The 4,734-nt window shown below is 67.4% G+C and carries 4 protein-coding genes; 1 reads left to right on the plus strand and 3 read right to left on the minus strand.

Going from position 1 to position 4,734, the window contains the following annotated elements; genetic code table 11:
• Window positions 1-451: polyhydroxyalkanoate synthesis repressor PhaR (gene phaR / locus ACQKDV_RS17950; RefSeq protein ID WP_427785548.1), on the plus strand; the 451-nt coding region annotated here is incomplete at its 5' end.
• 325 nt (window positions 452-776) lie between these two features.
• Here phaR and ACQKDV_RS17955 read toward each other — a convergent pair.
• From ACQKDV_RS17955 to mutL, 3 genes are read right to left on the minus strand one after another with little or no spacing between them, the layout of a single operon-like run.
• A complete protein-coding gene (locus ACQKDV_RS17955; RefSeq protein WP_427785550.1) occupies window positions 777-1,721 on the minus strand; it encodes a TraB/GumN family protein in 945 nt (314 codons plus the stop codon).
• 2 nt (window positions 1,722-1,723) lie between these two features.
• Window positions 1,724-2,653 (minus strand): DUF1684 domain-containing protein, encoded by a 930-nt coding sequence (locus ACQKDV_RS17960; RefSeq protein ID WP_427785552.1) that lies wholly within the window; start codon window positions 2,651-2,653, stop codon window positions 1,724-1,726.
• 26 nt (window positions 2,654-2,679) lie between these two features.
• Entirely contained in the window at window positions 2,680-4,581 is a 1,902-nt protein-coding gene (gene mutL / locus ACQKDV_RS17965) for a DNA mismatch repair endonuclease MutL (protein ID WP_427785553.1), read from the minus strand.
• Window positions 4,582-4,734 lie beyond the last annotated feature (153 nt).

The raw sequence follows: 4,734 nt of genomic DNA on the forward strand, positions 1-4,734 counted from the left end.
CCAGCTGATCCTGGACGGCGAAGACTTCGAGGTCCGCGACGCCAAGAGCGGCGACGACCTGACCCGCTCGGTGCTGCTGCAGATCATCGCCGACCAGGAACAGGATGGTGAGCCGATGCTGTCCACCCAGCTGCTGAGCCAGCTGATCCGTTTCTATGGCGATTCGCTGCAGGGCTTCATGGGCAACTACCTGGAGCGCAGCATGCAGGTCTTCCTGGACCAGCAGCAGCAGTTCCGCCAGCAGATGGGCAACCTGCTGGGCCAGACCCCGTGGGCGATGATGAACCAGCTGACCGAGCGCAATCTGGAGCTGTGGCAGGAATTCCAGCGCAACATGGGCGCCGGCTTCGGCGGCCCGCGCCCAGGCGGCACAGGTACCGGCACCGGCAACAAGCCCAACGAACCCGGTACGGGCACCGGCACCGGCACCGGCGGCAAGACCCGGCGCTGAACCACCCGGCCAGCCTGATACGAAAACGGCGCGCCCTCTGGCGCGCCGTTTTGTTTTGGATTGCGGAAACCCGATCCCCATGCCGACCGGTGAATCTGGGCGGTGGATTCAACTGGGGGATTCAACGACGGATTCGGCCGGTGGATTCAACCAGGGGATTCGATCGATGGATTCGACCGGTGAATATGACCGGTAGAGTCGACCGTTGGTCGACTATCGCGCGCAGCGCGGGGATTTCCGCCACCTGTTCGAAGAGCAGTCGACCAACGGTCGACTCTACCAAGGCACACAGGCATTTCCGCGATCCGGCGGTATCCCCCCGCCGTCATCGTTTCAGCCTGCACCCCGTGCAGACACGCTCGACCTTGTAACCCTTGGCCTTCAGCTTTTCCACCACGCCATCGTTGCCCAGCAGGTGCAGGCCACCGACCACCACCAAGGTGCCACCCTGCCCGTCCCGCAGGTATGGCAGCAGCTTGGGCACCCAGGCATCGTTGCGCGCGGTGTTGATGCGCTGGTAGAGCTGCGGGTACTGCCGGCGCATTTCCACGGCCATCTTGTTCCACAGCAGGCGGTCATCGCCACGGCGCCAAGCGTCGTGCAGCATCATCGACTGCTCATCCCCCTTCTCGGCCTGGTCCAGCGCTTCGCCCATCATCTGCCGCTGCTCCTGCAGGCTCATGCCATCGAGCAGGTTGATCTGGCTCTGCATGTCCTCCAGCCCAGCGGTCTGCTTGCCCGCCTCCTTCGCCAGCTTCATGAAGTGTCGGTCCAGGCCGAGGTTGGCGTCCAGCCCCATCTCCTGCATCTGCCCGATGGTGATGTTGAGCGCGACGAACCAGCTCTTCATGCCCTGCAACTGCGCCAAGGGCAGCTGGTGCTGCGTGGCATAGGCCTGCAGCTTCTGCCAGGTGGCGTCATCCAGGTCACGCTTCAGTTCGCTGCCATCGCGGCGGATGGCGGCCTGCACCATCTGGCTGGCCGCCTGGGGCGACTCCATTTCCTCCGGGGAGACTTCAAACAGTACGCGCTTGGACACTGCAAAGGCCTGCTCGACGTCGGCCGACAAGGGGTAATCGGTGGGCTTGAGCAGATGGAACGATCCCAGCAGATAGACCCGTGCATCGCCGGGTCCGGTCACCTTCCACAGCAGCGGCACCGGTGGCTTGGCGGCGGGCGCTTCCGTCGGCACCCCATGTGCGGCCGCCAGCGGTGCCACCGCACAGGCCAGCAGCAGTACGGCGCTGCGCAACAACGATGTGATCGACATGATCAGCCTTCTCCTTCAGGCAGGTGGTACGCCTTCTCGCCCGCGTCCACGCGCAGGTCCAGCCGGTTTTCCGGTGGCGCCAGCGGGCACGTCGCATAGGGCGTGAACGCACAGGGTGGGTTGTAAGCGTGGTTGAAATCGATGCGCACACTGCCATCGGCGGCCGGGGCATCGGTGTCCAGATAGCGCCCGGCCGGGTAGCTGCCGTGGCCACTGGTGCGGTCGGCGAAGACCAGGAACAAGGGTTGGCCCGGCGCACCGATGGCTTCCAGGCGCCAGCGGCGGCCGTCGCGCTCGAACTCGACCGCGCCAGCGTTGGGCATTTCGGTGGTCAAGCCAGTGATGTCGATGATCGGCAGGGTCTTGCCGGCCGGGTGGGGGATGAAGTGTGCCTGCACCTGCCAGTCAGCGCCGCCGGGCCAGTACTGGATACCGGCAAAATCCCGGCGTGCAGCGGCATCGGCATGCTTGACCCGCAGCGCGTCACGCGGGCCGCGGCGGATGATGCTCAGCTGGCCCTTTCCGCCATCGAAGGCCAGCAGGGTGGGATCGGGGTCCTTGTCGGTGTTCACGTGTACGCGGCCGCGCACCGGTTGTCCAGCAAGGCTGACATCCACGCCAGCTTCCGGGCTGAACCACCATTGGTCGCCTTCGCGCCGCAGCAGGCCCAGCTTGGCCGGCCCTACGGTCAGGCGGATGCCGCTGCTGGCGCCACTGCCGATGAAATGCGATCTGTACTGCAGCCAGTGCAGGCCGACCAGCGCGGTCCAGCCGTCAGGCCGGGTCAGGTCTTCATAGCGCTGCACCCGCCACTGCTGCTGCTCCGCCGCAAATGCCGGATCTTCCTGCGCCGCTGCCACCGGTGACGGTGGCGGACTGCAGGCAGCCAGCAGAACGGCGACCAGCAGGCCGCCCACTCCCCGATGACGCATGGATGCTCCCCTCAACGGTGCGCGCCTCAGCGGCCGCGCAGGAACCAGCGGTCGATCTCCGCCAGCGAAAAACGGGCCCAGGTGGGCCGGCCATGGTTGCACTGGCCCGAACGCTCGGTGATTTCCATGTCGCGCAGCAGCGCATTCATTTCCGGCACCGTCAGGCGTCGGTTGGCACGCACTGCACCATGGCAGGCCATGGTCGACAGCAGCTCGTCGCGCGCACTGGCGATGCGCCGGCTCTGGCCATGCTCGCGCAGGTCGGTCAGCACGTCGCGCAGCAGGCCTTCCGGCTCGGCGTTGGCCAGCAGCGCGGGAATGCTGCGCACGTGCAGCGCGCCGGGGCCGGCACGGGTGACCTCGAAACCGAGCGCGGCCAGCGTGTCCGCTTCGGTCTCGGCGGTGTCGGCCTCGCGCTCGCCCACGGCCAGGGTGATCGGCACCAGCAGCGGCTGCGACTGCAGGCCGATGCCATCGTGGGCATTCTTCAGGCGTTCGTAGCCGATGCGCTCATGGGCGGCATGCATGTCGACCACGATCAGGCCTTCGGCGTTCTCGGCCAGGATGTAGATGCCGTGCAACTGGGCAATGGCATAGCCCAGTGGCGGCACGCCGGCAACGGCGCTGGTCACCGGCAGGCCGTTTTCACTCGGCATCGGCGGCAGCGCGCTGCTGCGCTCGCCAGCAGCGGGGGCCGCATACAGGGCGGCGTAGGCGGCAGGCGCATCGGCCACCTGCAGGCCCAGCGGCTGCTGCGGGCGCCAGCCGGAGAAGCCTCCCCCACCGCCCCCCGAACCGGGTGCCGCGCCGCGCACCAGGCCGAAGCCCGACGCCCCGGCGCTGGATGGCATCGGCACGCCGTCCGCTCCCGCAGGATGGACCGGACCGGCACCGATGTCCTGCGCGGACACACCGGCGCGGGTGTCGGCCAGCGCGTCTTTCAACGTGCGGTAGACGAAATCATGGACCAGGCGCGAATCGCGGAAGCGCACTTCGTGCTTGGCCGGGTGCACGTTGACGTCAACGCGGGTCGGGTCCAGCTCCAGGAACAGCACGTAGGCCGGCTGGCGACCGTGGTACAGCACGTCGCCGTACGCCATCTTCACCGCATGGGCGACGCTGCGGTCGCGCACCGAACGGCCATTGACGTACAGGTACTGCTGGTCGGCGCTGGCGCGTGAGTAATGCGGCTGCGCGATCCAGCCATGCAGGCGCAGGCCGGCGCCGGTGTGGTCCACGCGCACCGCCTGGTTGGCGAAGTCCTCGCCAAGGGTCTCGGCCAGGCGCGCATCGGAATACAGGTCACCGGGCTTGTAGCGGCGCGAGGGCTTGCCGTTGTGCGAGACGCGCAGTTCGACATCCGGGCGGGCCAGCGCCAGCGAACGCAGCCACTCTTCGATGTGGCCCATTTCCGTGCGCTCGGCGCGCAGGAACTTGCGCCGCGCCGGCACGTTGTAGAACAGTTCGCGCACTTCCACCGTGGTGCCTGGCGCATGCGCGCGCGGGGTCACTTCGCCGATCTTGCCGCCTTCGATCTGCAGTGCCGAGCCGTGCTCGTCATGCGCGCGGCGCGAGGCCAGGGTGAAGCGGCTGACCGAGGCGATGGAGGGCAATGCTTCGCCGCGGAAGCCGAGTGTCGCCACCGATTCGAGGTCGTCGAGGTCGGCGATCTTGCTGGTGGCGTGGCGCGAGACCGCCAGCGGCAGCTGTTCGGGGGCGATGCCGCTGCCGTTGTCGCGGATGCGGATGAGCCGCACGCCGCCCTCCTCCAGATCGATGTCGACACGGCTGGCGCCGGCATCGATGGCGTTCTCGACCAGCTCCTTGACCACCGACGCAGGCCGTTCGACCACTTCACCAGCGGCAATCTGGTTGATCAGGATTTCCGGCAACGGCCGGATCGGGCGCGGATGAGCATCGGACTTCATGCCGCGATGATAGCGGAGCGGCGGCCTTCGGCGGCCATCCCACGTTGCGCACGGTAGAGTCGACCGTTGGTCGACTGCGCGGTACCGAGAACATAAACCCCGTGCTGCGCGCGGTAGAGTCGACCGTTGGTCGACTGCGCGGTACCGGAAACA

The organism is Stenotrophomonas sp. NPDC077659 (assembly GCF_050268705.1).
Taxonomy (GTDB): Bacteria; Pseudomonadota; Gammaproteobacteria; order Xanthomonadales; family Xanthomonadaceae; genus Stenotrophomonas.

Excerpts from the sequence above, each read along its gene's own strand:
- mutL (WP_427785553.1), bottom strand. The coding sequence starts at position 4,581 with ATGAAGTCCGATGCTCATCCGCGCCCGATCCGGCCGTTGCCGGAAATC.
- ACQKDV_RS17960 (WP_427785552.1), bottom strand. The coding sequence starts at position 2,653 with ATGCGTCATCGGGGAGTGGGCGGCCTGCTGGTCGCCGTTCTGCTGGCT.
- ACQKDV_RS17955 (WP_427785550.1), bottom strand. The coding sequence starts at position 1,721 with ATGTCGATCACATCGTTGTTGCGCAGCGCCGTACTGCTGCTGGCCTGT.